Consider the following 14,592-nt stretch of genomic DNA (forward strand, 5'->3'; position numbering starts at 1 on the left):
CCTTGTAGCCCCTACAAGGTCAAGCCCATGACAGCCCCACTTACCATCGGCCAACTGGCCCGCCACACCGGCACCAAGGCAGAGACCATCCGCTATTACGAAAAGATCGGGCTGCTGCAGCCGCCGTTGCGTTCGCAGGGCAACTACCGCTGCTACGGCGCGCAGGATCAACGGCGGCTGGCATTCGTGCGCCGTGCGCGCGAGCTGGGGTTCGCCATCGAGCAGATCCGCGAACTGATCGCCTTCGGCGAACAACGCGAGCACCAGTGCAGTTCGGTGGATGACGTGGTGAAGGCACACATTGCCGACATCGCGCGCAGGATTGCCGACCTGCAGGCGTTGCAGGGCGAACTGCAGCGGATGATCGGCAACTGCCCCGGCGGGCGCGTGGCCGACTGCCGGGTACTGGAAGCCCTGCAGCCTGCGCCGGCTAGCTGAGCAGGAACCGCACGCGATTCGGCACCCGCCTTAGACGCCGGTCGCTCCCGCCGCTTGCGCCAGCTCCGCCGCCAACGCATCGCCCTTGCGCTCGCTGTAACGGTCCACGAGGTAGTCCGCGCGGCCGCGGGTGAGCAGCGTGAACTTCACCAGTTCTTCGACCACATCCACCACGCGATCGTAGTAGGGCGAGGGCTTCATCCGTCCGTCTTCGTCGAACTCCTGCCAGGCCTTGGCCACCGACGACTGGTTGGGAATGGTCAGCATGCGCATCCAGCGGCCCAGTACCCGCAACGTATTGACCGTGTTGAACGACTGCGAACCGCCGCAGACCTGCATCACCGCCAGCGTCCTGCCCTGGGTCGGCCGCACGCTGCCGTCTTCCAGTGGCAGCCAGTCGATCTGGTTCTTGAACACGCCGGTCACCGTGCCGTGCCGCTCCGGGCTGACCCACACCTGTCCTTCCGACCAGTGCGACCACTCGCGCAACCGCTGCACTTCCGGATGCCCCTTGTCCACGCTGTCCAGCAGCGGCAAGGCATGTGGATCGAACACGCGCGTTTCGCAGCCCAGATGCTGCAGCAGGCGTTCGGCCTCCAGTGCCAGCTTGCGGCTGAACGATTGCGGCCGCAGTGAGCCGTACAGCAGCAGGATGCGTGGCGGCCCCTGGCGTTCGGCCGCCAACCGCTGGTGATCCGGCTGGGGAAGTGAGGTTGCCCTCAGATGGGGCAGCGAAGGACTTGTGGTCGACTCATTCATTCGACTATTCTAGAAATATGGAAACATCAAATGCAATCGCTGCGCTCACCGCGCTCGGCCACGCCACCCGCCTGGCAGCCTTCCGCCTGCTGGTCGAAGCCGGCCCGGCGGGTCGCATGGCCGGCGACATCGCCGCAGCGCTCCAGGTTCCTCCCGCCACCCTCAGCTTCCACCTGAAGGAACTGGTACAGGCCGGCCTGGTCGAGAGCGAGAGCCAGGGCCGCCACGTCTGCTACCGCGCGAATTTCAGCGCAATGACCGGCCTGATCGAGTACCTCACGCACAACTGCTGCGCCGGTTCGCCCAGCGAACAATGCACCCCGTCAGGCAATCCCTGCAGCTGCTGATTCGGAAACGCCACCATGTCCCGCTCCATCCTGTTTCTCTGCACCGGCAACAGCGCCCGCAGCGTGCTGGCCGAAGCCACCCTGCGCGCATGGGGCGGCGACCGCTTCACGGCCTACAGTGCCGGCAGCCACCCGACCGGCCAGGTCAATCCGTTCGCGCTTGCACAGCTGCGCGCAGAAGGCATCCCGATCGCGGGACTGCGCAGCAAATCCTGGGATGAGTTCGCCGACGCGGCTCCGATGGATCTGGTGATTACCGTCTGCGATGCGGCGGCAGCGGAAGCCTGCCCCGTGGTGTTCGGTGACTTCATCCGCAGCCATTGGGGCCTGCCGGACCCGGCCGAGGCAGAGGGCAGCGATGCCGACAAGGCCGCCGCCTTCGCCCGCGCGCATGCCATCGTGAAGGCACGCGTGCTGGCCCTGCTGGCGCTGCCCGGGCACGTGTGGCAGGACCGCGGAATGCTGCAGCGGGCACTGGACCAGATCGGCCACCTGCTGCCGGCAGCGCGCACGCCATGAGCACAGCGGCACCCATGGGCCTGTTCGAGCGCCACCTGACGCTCTGGGTCGCGCTGTGCATCATCGTCGGCACGCTGCTCGGGCACTTCCTGCCCGTTGCTTTCGCCTCCCTGGCGGCGGCTGAAGTGGCCAAGGTCAACCTTCCGGTGGCGGTGCTGATCTGGCTGATGATCATTCCGATGCTGCTGAGGGTGGATTTCGGTGCGATGCGCCAGCTGGGGCAGCACTGGAAAGGCATCGGGGTGACGCTGTTCATCAACTGGGCGGTGAAGCCGTTCTCGATGGCGCTGCTGGGCTGGCTCTTCCTGCGCCACGTCTTTGCGGACTGGCTGCCCGCCGGCCAGATCGAGAGCTATATCGCCGGCCTGATCCTGCTGGCCGCCGCGCCTTGCACGGCCATGGTGTTCGTGTGGAGCAACCTGTGTCGCGGCGATGCCAACTTCACACTGAGCCAGGTGGCACTGAACGACGCGATCATGGTGGTGGCCTATGCGCCGGTGGTGGCGCTGCTGCTGGGGCTGTCGGCCATCACCGTGCCGTGGGATACGTTGCTGCTGTCGGTCGGCCTGTACATCGTGGCGCCGGTGCTGGTGGCCGCGTTGCTGCGGCGCTGGATCCTGTCACGCCATGGCCAGCCCGGGCTGCAGGCGGCGCTGCGCCGGCTGGGGCCACTGTCACTGTCGGCACTGCTGCTGACGCTGGTGCTGCTGTTCGGGTTCCAGGGCCAGCAGATCGTGCAGCAGCCGCTGGTGATTGCGGTGATCGCGGTCCCGATCCTGATCCAGGTCTATTTCACCTCCGGCCTGGCGTACCTGCTCAACCGGCGCCTGGATGTGGCGCACTGCGTGGCCGGGCCGTCGGCACTGATCGGCGCCAGCAACTTCTTCGAACTGGCGGTGGCGACGGCCGTGGGCCTGTTCGGTGTCCACTCCGGCGCGGCGCTGGCTACGGTGGTGGGGGTGCTGATTGAAGTGCCCGTGATGCTTTCGGTGGTGAAGATCGTGAACCGCTCACGCAACTGGTATGAGGCGCGCGAGCGCGCTTGAGGCGGCCATGCCGGAGGCGGCGGCGTCGCGCCCGAGCCGCCAGTTGCAGCGCAGTGGAAAGCGCCCTGCTGCGAAGGTGACAGTTCAGAAGTCCGTTCACATTCCTTGATCCATACTCCGCAGCACCACGCCGCATGCAGCGGCAAGGCCCCGAGGTTGCGATGAACACTGCACGCTTGTTCGCCATTGCGTTGACCACGGCTGCCGCGCTGGCCGCGGCACCCGCCTTCGCTGATCCGCCGCACCATGCGCGCGGCAACGGGCCACCGCCGCACGCCGGTGGCCCGCACAACCGTGATGCACCGCCGCCAGGCTGGCAGAAGAAGGCCTGGCGTCGCGGCGAGCGCCTGCCATGGGCGGAAGTGGACCGCCGCTACTGGGTGGACGACTACGCGCGCTATCACCTGCGCGAGCCGGGCCGCGACCGGCGCTGGGTGCGCCAGTCCGATAACGAGTACCTGTTGGTGGAGATCGCCACCGGCTTGATCATCGACGCGCTGCATCGCTGAAGCGACTTGCAGCATCTCCACACGCGGCGAATTACCCCTGCGATGCGGCCCGGCATTCATGCTGGGCCGCAATGAGATGTTCCCGCACATCAACACCGCGGCAAAGAGCCCGATCACCAAAGAGCAGGCGGATGGATATCTCCCGTGTGAACAGCCTACGGTGATGTCCAGCGCGACGTTGCGAGCACGCGATCAGAAGCATCCAGCTCCACCGACCAGGCTTCGGTATCCAGGCCCAACCGGTTCTCATACCACCATCGCTGCGCACAGCGACCACTGCATCCACTGTTTGCATAACAGGTAAAGGGAATACCGGCGTGCTCCACCACGTCAGGTTGCCCCGGCGCCAGAATGACCTGTGCCCTGCCCGCCCCGACCGGGACCAAGGCAAGCGCATGGCAATGCCTCGCCGAGATCGCCGAACAACCGGCAATGTACGCCACGGACAGGCCGGCACCGGCCTGTTGCGCCGCCCGGCATCCGTGCTAGCGTGCGCCGTCAAACTCTCCATGAGGTGCAGGATGCGCAATGGAATGCGATGTGGCCTGGTCATGGCCTGCATGGCCCTCACGGCCGCCGCGGCGGCCGCATCACCGGCTGCAACGCCCGGTGATCGCAGCCAGGACTTCGTGCAGACACAGGCGATCGCCGCGCGCTGCCAGAAGACGCTGCCCGGCCTGGAACTGCAGTTGCAGGAGGGCCGCCAGCACTGGCTGTCGACGCTCGACGCTGCGCAGCGGCAGGCGGCCGAGGCTTATGCCGGCAGCAAGGAAGGCAAGGCGCTGGAAAAAGGCGTGGAGCGGGATGCCTCCCGCGCCTTCGGTCGCAATACCTTGTCCGCCGCGGCGACCTGCGTTGGCCTGCTCGCCGGATATGGCCCGGCTCATCCGCTGCCTGCCGGAACGGCAATGCCGGCCGACCGGGTGCAGCACTACATGCTGCACTTCGCGCCGATGGCGCTGGCCCGGCTGCAGTGCGCACGCCTGGAGGGCATCGACGTGACAGCCCAGCCCGATGGTTCGGAAACCTGGCAGTACCGGGCCTGCGGCCGGACCGAATCCGTTCGCATGGCCCCGCTCGGACAGAGCTGGTCGATGAGCGATGCGGACCGGAATCGCCTGTTCGACGCGCTGACCCGATAGGTCCGACGGCATTCCACGGGGACGCAAGGACGATGTTTGCACTCGCCAACTGGACCAGGATGCGATCCATCCTTCCATTGACGGTCTGCACGGCGCTCAGCGCCTGCGGACTGGTGATGGACAGTTCGTTCGACACCCTGCAGCAGGCCATCGACGCCGACATGGTGAACAAGGGATGGATTCCCGATTGGGTGCCCCACGAAGCGACCAACCTGCGTGAAGTACACGATCTGGATTCAAACACCAGCGCGCTGGCGTTCACCAAGCCCCGTGTGGTGCTGCTGAAGTTGCCTGCCGATTGCCAAGCGACCGCGTCCGGCGACAGCGATCCTGTTGCGTTCGATCGATACTGGTGGCCTGGCAACGCGACGCTCAGCGCGTCGTACCGCGTCTTTCGCTGCGCGCCAGAATCCGGAAAATCGGTCTTCGTCGCCATCAACAGGACCGAAGACCACGTGCTTTTCTGGCGAACTTACGCGCGGTGATGCGTTAGCGCCACCTCACTCCTCCCCAGGACGCCATGATGCCCAACGCACGTGCACGCTTCGCCGCCCTCGCCCTTCTGCTCCCGGCGTGCCTGCCGGCCTACGCCACGCAGAACACCCCCGCCGACGTCAAGGCGATCGAACAGGTGGTCGAATCCTTCCGCACCTCGCTGATCAACAAGGACAAGCCGACCTACATGGGCCTGTTCTTCTCCGACAAACCGGAAGACATCGGCTGGCAGTTTGTCTCCGAGGATGTGCGCCTGCAGGACATCCGCAAGGCCAAGCCCGATGCGATCAAGGCACGGCGGATTCCCACCAACAACTTCATCGCGCTGATCGACGGCGTCGTTGCGTCGCCGAAACCGAAGGAGGAGACATTCTCCAACACGAAGATCGAGACGGATGGCGATGTGGCCTCGGTGTCGTTTGACTACAGCTTCCAAGACGATGGAGTGAAGACCAACTGGGGCAAGGAAATGTGGCAGCTGATCCGCACCGAACAGGGCTGGAAGATCTTCTCGGTGATCTATTCGATCCGCGATTCACGCAGCCCGGCCGAATGAGTGATCTGTCAGACTGGTGCCCACCGTTCGTCCATGCCAGCCAGACCCGATGACCCGGATTGCCGACCTCAACGCCGACCAGCTCGCCCACCACGCGCTCAACATCTTCATCGCCCAGGGCCGCCATGTGGAAGGCGCCCGCGTGATCTATCGGGCGCTGCAACTGGACCCGCATCATCCCGGTGCGCTGCGCTGCCTGAGCGATTTCCTGGCTCACCAGGGCACCGAGCCCTTCGCGGCGGTGACGCTGGAACACGCCCTGTCCGGTGCCGTTCCACTGGATGACGATGCGCGCCGGATGCTGGATGAACTGCGTTTCCTCGACATCTGGTCCTGGGGGTTTTCTCGGCACGTCTCCGGCGAAGCCAACCTCAGCGGCGAAGCGTTCAAGAACCGCGAGGATTTCGTGTTCGATGGCCCGGCCTATGCGACCTTCCTCAACACGGTGACCGAGCCGGCCGGTTCGTTGCAGGGCGCCTTCCAGGCCGCAGTCCGTATCTGCGGGTTGATGTCGGGCCTGCTGCGCCATCCGCAGAAGGACAATCCAGCGTTCGATGATGTGCTGCGTTCCTCCGCCTTCATCGAGACCGAGGCATACCCGGCATGGCTGGCCTCGCCGACCGACGATCTGGATGCCCTCGACCAGGCCATCCAGGCACAGCGCCAGGCCGGCTGAAGGAAAATCCAACGGGCGTCCGACGCTTTCCCGACGCCCGCCTGCACATCCTGTTGTGAGGTCAATTCATGGCAGAACCCGCATGCAGCCACCTCACCCCAGGGACAGCGGCAAGTACCCGCATGGCAAGACCGGCCTTCGCCGCATCTTCCACACGCTGATCCATTCGCGCGACGGCTTCATCGCCACCTTCCGTGGCGAAGCGGCCTTCCGGCAGCTGTTGCTGCTGCATGCACTGCTGATGGTCGCGGCCTTCGTGCTGGACATCAGCACGATCGAGCGGGCCGTGGTGCTGGCCGTCTGCTTCATCAGCCTGCTGGTGGAACTGCTCAACTCGGCCATCGAAGCGGTGGTCGACCGTATCTCGCTGGACCACCACCCGCTGTCCAAGAACGCCAAGGACATGGGCAGCGCCGCCCAGACCACCGCGCTGCTCATGGTCGGCACGGTGTGGGGCGTGATCCTGCTGGGCTAGGTCACACCCCAGCCGCCGGATGTGACCCAACGCTACCCTGCGCTGATGCGTTACTGGGCGGCCAGGGCGAAATCCAGACCCGCGCATACCGCTGCCACCTGGGCGTCATTGCATTCCTGCGGGTTGGTACGCGGGCTGTCCGGGTAGACCTCGGTGGTGGTGGCAAAGCGTGCGTCGGTGAAGCCGGCGCAGGCGCCGATCGAGCGCGACTCGCCCCAGACCACGCCCGGTGACTGCAGCGGCAGGCCGACCAGGTTGCCTTCGGCGTCGGCCGGGGCGATATGGGTGACCGGGGCGACGGCGGTGATCAACGCCTTCTGGAACTCGGCCTGCGGGTCTTCGCTGTTGCCGATCACGTAGAAGCCATCCGGAATGGTGTCGCGCTCGAACGGCTTGCCGTCGCGGGCGCAGCGCGCCGGATCGAACTCGTGCAGGTCGCTGTCGGTGGTCTCGTGCAGGTCCAGGTGCACCAGCAGGTTCGGCTTGCGCTCAGCCACCCAGCGCATCAGCGCGGCGGCCTCTTCGATCTGGCCACCGTCACGGAAGCTGCGGTTCGGGTCGATGGCATCCGGGTTCCAGCGCTGGATGCGCTCGTAGCCCCACGGGCTGACGCACGGCGCCACGATCAGGTTCAGCCGGCCCAGGTAACGCTCGGCCTGCTGCTCCAGGAACTGCAGGGCACCATGCACGCCGCTGGTCTCGTAGCCATGCACGCCGCCGGTGATCAGCGCGGTCGGCAGCGCCGGGTTCCAGTCGTGGTTGACCACGGCGAACAGCGGGTAATGGTCCGGCGCATAGTCCAACTGGCCGTACTGGATCACATCGAAGCTGTCGTCCAGGCGTTCAAGGGCGGCCACCACGTCGTCGTGGTAGCTGCGCTGGCGCTGCTGGCGGGCCCGCCACTGTGCGCGTTCCGCGTCGCCCCAGGGCTGTCCGGGGGTGCCGATCGGGTAGAACTGCGCAACAGTCATTAGGTACTCCAAGGGTCGAACGGGATGGGTGCAGCCGGTCATTCTAAGCCTTGTCGCGCCTGCGGGTCCCCTCCCCCCGCCCCGCCTTCATCCAGGCCGGGTCATCTGGTTGTAAAATCAACGGTTTTTGGCCCCTCACCCCTTGATGGCGAAAGCAGCGCAGCCGGTCCTGGGTGGACCGGAATTCCTCCGCCTGCTCGCCCGTCTCAGCGACGGCGCGATGCCGGCCAGCAGTCCCGCCCTGACCGATCGCCTCGGCCAGTGGGTGGACTGGAGCCGTGCCGTGGCCCTGTCCGGGGCCTTGGGCGGGCGCCTGCCCGAGCCGGGTGAGGCCACCGAAGCGGCCGAGGATGTGCTGGACGACTGCGCCCAGGCCCATGCCAGCCTGCTGGCCTCGATCAGCGAGGATGCCGAGGCCGAGCGCCTGCTGGACCTGGCCGAAGCCGCCGCCGCACCGAACTTCGCCTCGCTGCGCCAGCGCTACCGGGTGCTGCAGCAGGCGATCCAGACCGCCACCGGGCGCCTGCGCGGCCGCCTGCGCGACCAGCTGGTGCAGGTTTCGCCCGAGCTGGCACGGCTGGCCGAGGTCGATGCGGTGATGGAACAGACCCTCACCCCGCGCGAGCACAGCCTGCTGGCCACCGCGCCGGCGGTGCTCGGCGCCCGTTTTGAACGCGTGCACGGCCAGCCCGGCTGGCGCGCGGCCTTCCGCCATGACATGCGCATCCTGCTGCTTGCCGAGCTGCAGCTGCGCTTCCACCCGATCGAAGGGCTGCAAGACGCCCTGCGCTCCCACTGACCGGAACACCATGTCCAGAACTGCTTTCCATGTCGTTGTTTTCCTTGTCGGCCTGCTGGCCGTGTGCTGGATCGGCATTGGCTACGTTTCGGTGCATCCGCTGGGTGCAGCGGTGGCGGCAATCATCGCGGCCTGCTACATCGCCGGTGGCGTGGAGCTGTACCGCTACCGCCAGGCCAGCAACGGCCTGCGCAGCGCGCTGAGTGACCTGTCCAGCGCGAAGGAAAGCCTGGCCCCCTGGCTGGAGCGCGTGCCGATGGGCCTGCGCAACGCCGTGCGCCTGCGCGTGGAAGGCGAGCGCACCGCCCTGCCCGCGCCGGTGCTGACTCCCTATCTGGTTGGCCTGCTGGTGCTGCTGGGCATGCTCGGCACCCTGCTCGGCATGATGGACACGCTGCGCGGCACTGGCCTGGCCCTGCAGAGCGCGACCGACATGGCCGCCATCCGCGGCTCGCTGGCCTCGCCCGTGCAGGGCCTGGCCGTGGCATTCGGCACCTCGATCGCCGGTGTGGCCAGCTCGGCCATGCTCGGCCTGCTGGCGGCGCTGCTGCGCCGTGACCGCCTGCAGGCCGTGCAGCAGCTGGACCGTGCCATTGCCGGCGACCTGCACCCGTACTCGCAGGCCTGGCAGCGCGCCGAATCGCTGCGCCTGCTGCAGGCACAATCTGCCGCGCTGCCGGCGCTGGTCGACCGCCTGCAGGCGATGACCAGCACCTTCGAACAGCACAGTGCGGCCGCCAATGAGCGCCTGCTGGCCGGCCAGGCCGAGTTCCTGACCCAGAGCCAGGCGCTGCAGGAACGCCTGGCGGTCTCGCTGCAGCAGTCGCTGCGCGAAGGTGCCGAGGCCAGCGCCGCCGCCATCGGTGGCGCGCTGCAGCCGATGGCCGAGACCACGCTGGCCGGCCTGGCCCACCATGGTGAGGCGCTGCATGCGCGTGTCGAGCAGGCGGTGCAGCAGCAGCTGACTGGCCTGAGCGACGGTTTCGAGCGCAGCCGCGTCGCCACCGAAGCCAGCTGGGCCAAGGTGGTGAGCGAGCAGGCCCAGGCACAACAGGCGCTGGTGAGTGATCTGCGCCAGCACCTGCAGGCCTTCAGCGATGGCCAGGGCACGCAGGCCGAAGCACTGGTCGCGCGCATTGGCGAGCGCCTGCAGGCCGATGCCAGCGGCAATGCCGAGGCCTGGCGCGCCGCTGCCGAACAGCAGCAGGCATTGAATACCGCGCTGGTCGAACGCCAGCAGCAGGCCTTGCTGGCCGCCAGCGAGCACCTGGACGCGCGTGCGCAGGCGCTGCTGCAGGCACTGGAACAGCATCACAGCGCCAGCCAAGCGCTGCTGCAGGATCATGAAGAGCAGCGCTCGCAGCAGTGGCAGGCCGCGCAGGCCGCCGCCGCCACCGCGCACGCCGAACTGCAGGCCCGCCTGGACAGCCGCGAGCAGCAGCGCCAGGCACGCTGGGATGCGGTCAGTGCCGAACTGCAGCAGGCCCACGCCGCGCTGCAGGCCCAGCTGCAGGCCGGCGACGAACAGCGCCTGCAGCGCTGGAGCGATGCCCTGCAGCACGTTTCCGCCGATCTGGCCGAGCGCCTACACGCCAACGGTGAACGCCTGGCCGCGCAGCAGCAGCAGGTCTGCGACACGCTGGCGGCCACCGCACAGCAGATCGGCGAGAACGGCCGCGCCCAGGCCAGCGCCACGCTGGCGGAAGTGTCCACCCTGCTGCAGACCGCGGCCGCTGCACCGAAGGCCGCCGCCGACGTCATCAACGAGCTGCGCAGCACGCTCTCCGAGAGCCTGGTGCGCGACAACGCGATGCTGGAAGAACGCGGCCGGCTGCTGGCCACCGTGCAGACCCTGCTCGATGCGATCAACCATGCCTCGCACGAACAGCGCACCGCCGTGGACGCGCTGGTCGGTGGTTCGGCCGAGCTGCTGGAACGCGTCGGCAACCGCTTCACCGACCATATCGCCGCCGAGACCGGCAAGCTGGATGGCATTGCCGCAGCGCTCAGCGGCAGCGCCGGTGACGTCGGCCAGCTGGCTGGCGCCTTCGGCGATGCGGTTGCGCAGTTCGGCAGCGCCTCCACCGAGTTGTCCGGCCGCCTGGAACAGATCGGCGGCGCACTGGATGCCTCGCTGGCCCGCAGCGACGAGCAACTGGCCTACTACGTGGCGCAGGCACGCGAGGTGGTCGACCTCAGTCTGCTGTCGCAGAAGCAGGTGATGGAAGAACTGCAGCAGCTGGCCGCGCGCCGCGGCAAGGCCGGCAGCGCATGAGCGACGAGCTGGAGGTCGACGGCGGCTCACACGCCCCGATCTGGGCCGCCTTCGGCGACCTGATGTCGGTGCTGCTGGGTGCGTTCGTGCTGATACTGGTCGGTGTGGTCGCCGTGCAGCTGGAGCTGTCGCAGCGGCTGGACCAGGAAGTGAAGCAGCGCCAGGCCGAAGCCAAGCGCCTGCAGACCCTGGAACAGGCGCTGGCCGGCCCGTTGGCCGCCGGTCGCGTGACCCTGGTCGATGGCCGCATCGGCATCAGTGGCAGCGTGTTGTTCGCGCTGAATTCCGACCAGCTGCAGCCGGAAGGCCAGGAGCTGCTGCGCAGCCTGGCCGCACCGCTGGCCGCTTACCTGGGCACGCGCGAAGAGATCCTGATGGTCAGCGGCTTCACCGATGACGCGCCGGTGCGCGAAGGCAACCGTCGCTTTGCCGACAACTGGGAGCTGTCCGCACAGCGATCGCTGACCGTGACCCGCACCCTCATCGCCGATGGCGTACCGGCCGACGCGGTGTTCGCCGCCGCGTTCGGCAGCGAGCAGCCGGTCAGCTCCAATGCCAGCGAAGACGGCCGCGCGCGCAATCGTCGCGTGGAAATCGCGCCGATTCCCAAGCCCAGGGCCCCGGATGCCAAGTAAGCCGCCCGCACTGGAGGGCCTGCGCGCACTGGTGCGCGACCTCGATGCGGGGTCGCGCTCGCTGCCGCATTACCCGCAGGTGCCGATGCTGCAGCAGGTGCAGCGCGAGTGGTCGGAGCTGCGCAGCGAGCTGCAGGTACGCCGTTCGCTGCGCACCGAAGCCCCCGCCGACGGCGGCCCGCTGAACTCGGCGGTGCTGGTGCAGCGCATGCTGGACACGATGCAGTCGACGAGCCCCGGTTACCTGCGCCACTTCATCGACTACGTGGACACCCTGTCCTGGTTGCAGGCGCTGCAGGATGGCGCCGCCAGCGGCGGTGATACCGCGAAGCCGAAGCGCACGCGCAAGCCGCGCTGAACACCGATTGGTAGTGCCGGCCGCTGGCCGGCAGCTGCACATTGCCAGATGGGTCCACGTGGCTGCCGGCCAGCGGCCGGCACTACCCGTCGTGGTAGGCGCCTCACAACGAATGAACATGTCACCAGACAGTCATCTGTCTAGCGCACCATTTTCACGTTGACCCACGGCGCCTGCAGCGCCCGCTGGTCGCATCGGTTCTCTCCCCTTCTGAACTCCATGAGCTCCGCGCCCGTGCGGTGGCTCGTACCTGCCTGAGTGTCCGTAACATGACGAAGACTTTGTTGGCCGCTGCGCTGTCGATCGCGCTCGCTCCCGCGGCCTGGGCGCAGGATGCTGCCCCGACCTCCAGCACGCCCTCCGCGACCAACCTCGATGCAGTCTCTGTGATCAGCAGCGGTGAAGCGCGCCAGGTGCAGCGCATCACCCGCGAGAACCTCGACATCCTGCCGCCAGGCACCAGCCTGCAGAAGACGCTGAACCTGCTTCCGGGCGTCAACGCGCAGTCGGCCGATGCACTGGGCACCAACGAGCAGTCGATGACCCTCAGCCTGCGCGGCTTCAACTCCACCCGTCTCGGTTACACACTGGATGGCGTGCCGCTGGGCGATGGCGCGTACAACAACTACAACGGCCTGACCGTCAACCGTGCGCTGATCAGCGAGAACATGGCCGGCGCCGAACTGGCGGTGGGCATCGGCAGCCTCGGCACGCCGTCCACCAGCAACCTCGGCGGCACCATTTCCTATACCTCCGACCGCCCGGCGCAGGAACTCGGCGGCCGCGTGGTGCAGACCTTCGGCAGCGATGCCAACCGCCGCACCTTCGTGCGCGTGGACAGCGGCGAGTACAACGGCTTCTCCGGCTACGTCTCCGGCATGAATGCCGTCTCCGATCTGTGGAACGACCAGACCGCCTACAACAAATCCACCACCAAGCAGTTCAACGCCAAGGGCGTGTGGAACTTCGGCCGCGGCCAGATCACCGGTTTCGTCGATACCTCGCGCACCACCCAGGCCGACTACTTCTACCTGTCCAAGGACGAGATGTCGCGCGGCCTGGGCTGGGACTGGGGCGGCTACGCGCCGGACTGGAACAGGGCGGTGGCCAAGGCCTACTGCAACACCGCCAGCTTCAATGCGAAGAAGTGCGACAACAGCGGCCCGGACAAGGATGCCGACGGTGCCTTCACCGCCGGCCAGATCCTGCGCGATGACAACCTGTACTACCTGGCCGGCGATTTCTTCCTGGCCGATGGCTTCAGCCTGCGGGCGCTGGCCTACCACCACGATGACCGTGGTGAAGGCCACAACTGGAACAGCGGCGCGTGGTCGAACAAGGGCACCGCGCAGGAGATTCCGATCATCTTCCGCAACACCATCTATACCATCGACCGCGACGGCGGCACGCTGTCGTTCGACTGGGAGCTGGGCGCGCACCGCATCGAAGGCGGCGTCTGGTACGAGCGCAATACCAGCAGCGCCGAGCGCTACCAGACCGCCGTGGACGGCCCGCGTGACCTGAGTGGCATGAACACCCTGCCCTCCGATGTGGGCGTGTTCGCCCAGCGCACCCGCTGGAAGACCCACCAGTTCTTCCTGAAGGACACCTGGCGCCTGCTCGATGACCGCCTGACCCTGGAGTTCGGCGCCAAGAGCCTGTACGCCACCTCCGATGCACAAGCACTGCCGGGCGATGCGAAGACGCCGATCTCGCCGACCTCCAACAACCAGTTCGCCACCGGTTCGTTGAAGGCCAGCAAGAATTTCCTGCCCAGCATCGGCGCCAACTTCCGCCTGGCCGAGCACCACGAGATCTTCGCCAGCTATGCCGAGAACATCGCCATGTTCCAGGGCGGCTTCAAGCTGGGCCCGCAGGCGGTCAGCCAGGCCACCTGGAATGCGCAGGGCAACCTGAAGCCGGAGGAGTCACGCTCACTCGAAGCCGGCTACCGCTTCGTCACCGATACCCTGCAGGCCTCGATCGCGGCCTACAGCGTACGCTTCGACAACCGCCTGCTGCAGTACAACCCCTGTGACTCGCGGCAGCCGGTCGGCCCGACCTGCGGCAACCGCTTCTACAACGTCGGCGGCGTCGACAGCCGCGGTGCCGAGCTGACCGTGCTGTGGACCCCGAACGAGCACTTCAGCTGGTACACCTCGGCCTCGCTGAACCGTTCAACCTACGCCTCCAACTACGTGCAGGCCGGTGTCGAGCAGCAGATCAAGGGCAGGATCCAGACCGACACGCCCAAGCAGCTGCTGGCCACCGAGATCACCTGGCGCGACAACGGCTGGTTCGCCAGCCTGCGTGGCAAGTACACCGGCGAGCGCTTTTACACCTACACCAACGACCAGGGCTTCGGCGGCTTCACCGTATTCGACCTCGCCGGTGGCTATGACTTCGGCCAGGTCGGCTTCGCCAAAGGCATGCGCCTCTCGTTCAACGTGACCAACCTGACCAACAAGCGCTACGCCAGCAACCTGGATTCGAGCGTGTTCGCGCCCAGCGACCCGGCCGGCAAGCTGTATGTGTTCCATGCCTCGGCACCGCGCCAGGTGTTCGGTACGATCGACCTTCGCTTCTGATCGA

The 14,592-nt window shown here is 67.0% G+C and carries 17 protein-coding genes; 15 read left to right on the top strand and 2 right to left on the bottom strand.

The annotated features are described in order from the left end of the window. Positions 1-27 precede the first annotated feature (27 nt). Positions 28-438, top strand: a complete 411-nt coding sequence (locus SriyCCGPB3_RS12225; protein WP_153855514.1) for a MerR family transcriptional regulator — start codon at positions 28-30, stop codon at positions 436-438. A 30-nt stretch (positions 439-468) separates the two neighbouring features. On the opposite strand, the gene arsH is transcribed toward SriyCCGPB3_RS12225, so the two are convergent. Next, positions 469-1,197, bottom strand: coding sequence for an arsenical resistance protein ArsH (gene arsH / locus SriyCCGPB3_RS12230; protein WP_350259314.1), 729 nt, complete (start codon positions 1,195-1,197; stop codon positions 469-471). A 17-nt stretch (positions 1,198-1,214) separates the two neighbouring features. Between arsH and SriyCCGPB3_RS12235 the strand changes: the two genes are divergently transcribed. From SriyCCGPB3_RS12235 to SriyCCGPB3_RS12275, 9 genes are all read left to right on the top strand, one after another. Next, positions 1,215-1,544, top strand: coding sequence for an ArsR/SmtB family transcription factor (locus tag SriyCCGPB3_RS12235; protein ID WP_065723473.1), 330 nt, complete (start codon positions 1,215-1,217; stop codon positions 1,542-1,544). A 15-nt stretch (positions 1,545-1,559) separates the two neighbouring features. Further along, positions 1,560-2,063 (top strand): arsenate reductase ArsC, encoded by a 504-nt coding sequence (locus SriyCCGPB3_RS12240; protein WP_350259315.1) that lies wholly within the window; start codon positions 1,560-1,562, stop codon positions 2,061-2,063. A 14-nt stretch (positions 2,064-2,077) separates the two neighbouring features. Further along, the gene (arsB, locus tag SriyCCGPB3_RS12245) at positions 2,078-3,109 is read left to right on the top strand and encodes an ACR3 family arsenite efflux transporter (RefSeq protein ID WP_350260376.1); all 1,032 of its coding nucleotides are present in this window, start codon (positions 2,078-2,080) and stop codon (positions 3,107-3,109) included. A gap of 161 nt (positions 3,110-3,270) precedes the next feature. After that, a complete protein-coding gene (locus SriyCCGPB3_RS12250) occupies positions 3,271-3,618 on the top strand; it encodes an RcnB family protein (RefSeq protein ID WP_032129966.1) in 348 nt (115 codons plus the stop codon). Positions 3,619-4,178: 560 nt separating this feature from the next. After that, on the top strand, positions 4,179-4,760 hold the full coding sequence (locus SriyCCGPB3_RS12255) for a hypothetical protein (RefSeq protein WP_350259316.1): 582 nt from the start codon (positions 4,179-4,181) through the stop codon (positions 4,758-4,760). A 32-nt stretch (positions 4,761-4,792) separates the two neighbouring features. Continuing rightward, entirely contained in the window at positions 4,793-5,245 is a 453-nt protein-coding gene (locus SriyCCGPB3_RS12260) for a hypothetical protein (RefSeq protein WP_350259317.1), read from the top strand. A gap of 35 nt (positions 5,246-5,280) precedes the next feature. Then, complete coding sequence (locus tag SriyCCGPB3_RS12265; protein ID WP_248857821.1) at positions 5,281-5,811, top strand: nuclear transport factor 2 family protein; 531 nt, start codon at positions 5,281-5,283, stop codon at positions 5,809-5,811. Positions 5,812-5,860: 49 nt separating this feature from the next. Continuing rightward, positions 5,861-6,487: a hypothetical protein gene (locus tag SriyCCGPB3_RS12270; RefSeq protein WP_350259318.1), complete on the top strand. Its 627-nt coding sequence runs from the start codon at positions 5,861-5,863 to the stop codon at positions 6,485-6,487. Positions 6,488-6,569: 82 nt separating this feature from the next. Then, positions 6,570-6,962 (top strand): diacylglycerol kinase, encoded by a 393-nt coding sequence (locus tag SriyCCGPB3_RS12275; protein WP_008265627.1) that lies wholly within the window; start codon positions 6,570-6,572, stop codon positions 6,960-6,962. A 50-nt stretch (positions 6,963-7,012) separates the two neighbouring features. Here SriyCCGPB3_RS12275 and SriyCCGPB3_RS12280 read toward each other — a convergent pair whose 3' ends face one another. Next, positions 7,013-7,933, bottom strand: coding sequence for a M14 family metallopeptidase (locus SriyCCGPB3_RS12280; RefSeq protein WP_014037468.1), 921 nt, complete (start codon positions 7,931-7,933; stop codon positions 7,013-7,015). 145 nt (positions 7,934-8,078) lie between these two features. On the opposite strand from SriyCCGPB3_RS12280, the gene SriyCCGPB3_RS12285 reads away from it, so the two are divergent. The 5 genes from SriyCCGPB3_RS12285 to SriyCCGPB3_RS12305 all read left to right on the top strand — a co-directional run bounded on the left by SriyCCGPB3_RS12285 (position 8,079) and on the right by SriyCCGPB3_RS12305 (position 14,588). After that, on the top strand, positions 8,079-8,732 hold the full coding sequence (locus SriyCCGPB3_RS12285) for a DUF3348 family protein (protein WP_350259319.1): 654 nt from the start codon (positions 8,079-8,081) through the stop codon (positions 8,730-8,732). 10 nt (positions 8,733-8,742) lie between these two features. Beyond that, positions 8,743-11,007, top strand: a complete 2,265-nt coding sequence (locus SriyCCGPB3_RS12290; protein WP_350259320.1) for a DUF802 domain-containing protein — start codon at positions 8,743-8,745, stop codon at positions 11,005-11,007. Further along, a complete protein-coding gene (locus SriyCCGPB3_RS12295; RefSeq protein ID WP_097047766.1) occupies positions 11,004-11,642 on the top strand; it encodes an OmpA family protein in 639 nt (212 codons plus the stop codon). Before SriyCCGPB3_RS12290 ends, SriyCCGPB3_RS12295 begins: the two co-directional genes overlap by 4 nt. Further along, the gene (locus SriyCCGPB3_RS12300; RefSeq protein WP_343203054.1) at positions 11,560-12,000 is read left to right on the top strand and encodes a DUF2894 domain-containing protein; all 441 of its coding nucleotides are present in this window, start codon (positions 11,560-11,562) and stop codon (positions 11,998-12,000) included. The genes SriyCCGPB3_RS12295 and SriyCCGPB3_RS12300 overlap by 83 nt, the downstream gene beginning before the upstream one ends. A gap of 269 nt (positions 12,001-12,269) precedes the next feature. After that, positions 12,270-14,588 (top strand): TonB-dependent receptor, encoded by a 2,319-nt coding sequence (locus tag SriyCCGPB3_RS12305; protein ID WP_350259321.1) that lies wholly within the window; start codon positions 12,270-12,272, stop codon positions 14,586-14,588. Positions 14,589-14,592 lie beyond the last annotated feature (4 nt).

It is taken from the genome of Stenotrophomonas riyadhensis, assembly GCF_040256885.1.
GTDB lineage: Bacteria > Pseudomonadota > Gammaproteobacteria > Xanthomonadales > Xanthomonadaceae > Stenotrophomonas > Stenotrophomonas riyadhensis.